At 70.5% G+C, this 2543-nt stretch carries 2 protein-coding genes; both read left to right on the forward strand.

The window, feature by feature from the left end; genetic code table 11:
- Positions 1 to 154: 154 nt before the first annotated feature.
- On the forward strand, positions 155 to 910 hold the full coding sequence (locus D9R02_RS11645) for a PspA/IM30 family protein (protein ID WP_039101763.1): 756 nt from the start codon (positions 155 to 157) through the stop codon (positions 908 to 910).
- A gap of 2 nt (positions 911 to 912) precedes the next feature.
- Positions 913 to 2532, forward strand: a complete 1620-nt coding sequence (locus tag D9R02_RS11650) for a helicase HerA-like domain-containing protein (RefSeq protein WP_039101762.1) — start codon at positions 913 to 915, stop codon at positions 2530 to 2532.
- Positions 2533 to 2543 lie beyond the last annotated feature (11 nt).

Consider the following 2543-nt stretch of genomic DNA (forward strand, 5'->3'; position numbering starts at 1 on the left):
GGATTCGGTGGAGGCGGCGGATTCGGCGGAGGAGACTTCGGCGGCGGAGGCGGCGGCTTCGACGGCGGGGTGGGCGGCAACTTCTGACCCGCCCCGGGCCCGCGGCGCCCCAAAGATTTCAGCTCCAGTCCAGTGACGAGAAGAGGAGAACACCATGACCAAGCAGTCCATCTTCGGCCGGATCGCCCAGCTGGCGAAGGCCAACATCAACGCCATCATCGACTCTGCGGAGGACCCGCAGAAGATGCTCGACCAGATGGTGCGCGACTACACCGAGAACATCCGCGAGGCCGAGTCCGCCGTGGCCCAGACCATCGGCAACCTGCGGCTGCTCGAGAAGGACCACGCGGAGGATCTGCAGGAGGCCCAGCAGTGGGGTTCCAAGGCGCTCGCCGCGTCCAACAAGGCGGACGAGTTCCGCGCGGCCGGCAAGACCGGTGAGGCGCAGAAGTTCGACGACCTCGCCAAGGTGGCGATCCAGCGTCAGATCCAGTCCGAGAACGAGGCCCGCGGCGCCGAGCCCCAGATCGCGGCGCAGACCGAGACGGTCGCCAAGCTCAAGGACGGGCTGAACACCATGCGCGGGAAGCTGCAGGAGCTCTCCGCCAAGCGGGACGAGCTCGCCGCCCGCCAGAAGACCGTCCAGGCGCAGTCCCAGGTGCAGGACGCGCTGAAGTCCTTCGACGTGATGGACCCCACGAGCGAGGTCTCCCGCTTCGAGGACAAGATCCGCCGCGAGGAGGCTCGCGTGGCCGGTCAGCAGGAGCTCGCGGACTCCTCCCTGGACCGCCAGTTCGAGGCCCTCGAGTCCATGGGCCAGCAGACGGAGATCGAGGCCCGGCTGGCCGCCCTCAAGAACGGCGGCTCCCCCACCAACGGCGAGAACATCGTCTCCGCGGAGGAGGTCTGAGAATGGCCGAGAACCCCACGGGGGCGCAGAAGCAGCTCGAGGCCGTCCGCTCCGGCTACGCGTCGGAGGCACCGTGCCTCGACCTCGGGGCGGCACTGGACGAGTCCGGTGCGCACGCGGACGCCCCGGTGCGGGTCCCGCTGGCCACCCTCAACCGCCACGGACTGGTGGCCGGGGCCACCGGCACCGGCAAGACCAAGACCCTGCAGGCGCTCGCCGAGCAGCTCAGCGCCCAGGGAGTTCCCGTCTTCCTCACGGACGTCAAGGGCGATCTCAGCGGGATCTCCCAGCCCGGGGAGGACAACCCCAAGGTGGCCGAGCGCGCACAGTCCGTGGGCCAGACGTGGACTCCCACCGCGAGCCCCACGGAGTTCTACAGCCTGGGCGGGCAGGGACCGGGCGTTCCGGTGCGCGCCACGGTGACCTCCTTCGGGCCCACGCTACTGGCCAAGGTGCTGGGGCTCAACGCCACGCAGGAGTCCTCCCTGGGCCTGGTCTTCCACTACGCCGACTCGAACGGGCTCGCCCTGCTGGACCTCAAGGACCTGCGCGAGGTGATCGTGCACCTGACGTCCCCGGAGGGCAAGGAGGAGCTCGCGGGCATCGGCGGGCTCTCCAAGCAGACCGCAGGGGTGATCCTGCGCGAGCTCACCACGTTCGCGAACGAGGGGGCGGACGTGTTCTTCGGCGAGCCCGAGTTCGACACCGCCGAGCTGCTGCGCACCACCGAGGACGGCCGGGGCGTCGTCTCGTGCCTCGAACTGGCCGCGGTGCAGCAGCAGCCGCGGGTGTTCTCCACGTTCCTCATGTGGCTGCTCGCGGACCTCTTCCAGGACCTCCCGGAGGTGGGGGACGCCGAGAAGCCGAAGCTGGTGTTCTTCTTCGACGAGGCGCACCTGCTCTTCGAGGACGCCTCCAAGGAGTTCCTGGACTCCATCGAGCAGACCGTGCGGCTGATCCGCTCCAAGGGCGTGGGCATCTTCTTCGTGACCCAGTCCCCCAAGGACATCCCCACGGACGTCCTGGCGCAGCTGGGCAACCGCATGCAGCACGCCCTGCGCGCGTTCACTCCCGACGACGCCAAGGCCCTGAAGGCCGCCGCTCGCACCTACCCCCGCAGCGAGTACGACCTCGAGCAGCTGCTCACCCAGCTCGCCACGGGTGAGGCGGTGGTCACGGTGCTGTCCGAGACCGGTGCCCCGACCCCGGTGGCGTGGACCCGGATGCGGGCCCCGCAGTCCCTCATGAAGCCCGCCCCGGTGGCGGACGTCGAGGCGGCCGTGAGCGCCTCTCCCCTCATGGGGACCTACGGCCAGCCGGTGGACCGTGAGTCCGCCTACGAGCTGCTGCGAGCACGTCTCGACGGGCCGCAGGGCCACGCGGGCGCGGCTGAGGACCACTCGGTGGAGCACCCGGACGAGCCCCGGCAGCGCCGCGCCGAGGAGCCGGACGAGCGGCGTCGGCAGGAGGAGGGCCAGCCGCGCACCCGCCAGGACGAGGGCGGCTTCCTGGGCTCCGTGATGGACAACCCCGCCGTGCGCTCGATGATGCGCTCGGCGGGGACCACCCTGGGCCGGGAGATCACGCGTTCCCTCTTCGGCACCTCCCGGCGCCGCCGCTGACGGTCTGCCCC

The sequence above is a fragment of the Kocuria rhizophila genome (assembly GCF_003667225.1).
In the GTDB taxonomy this organism is placed as follows: Bacteria; Actinomycetota; Actinomycetes; order Actinomycetales; family Micrococcaceae; genus Kocuria; species Kocuria rhizophila.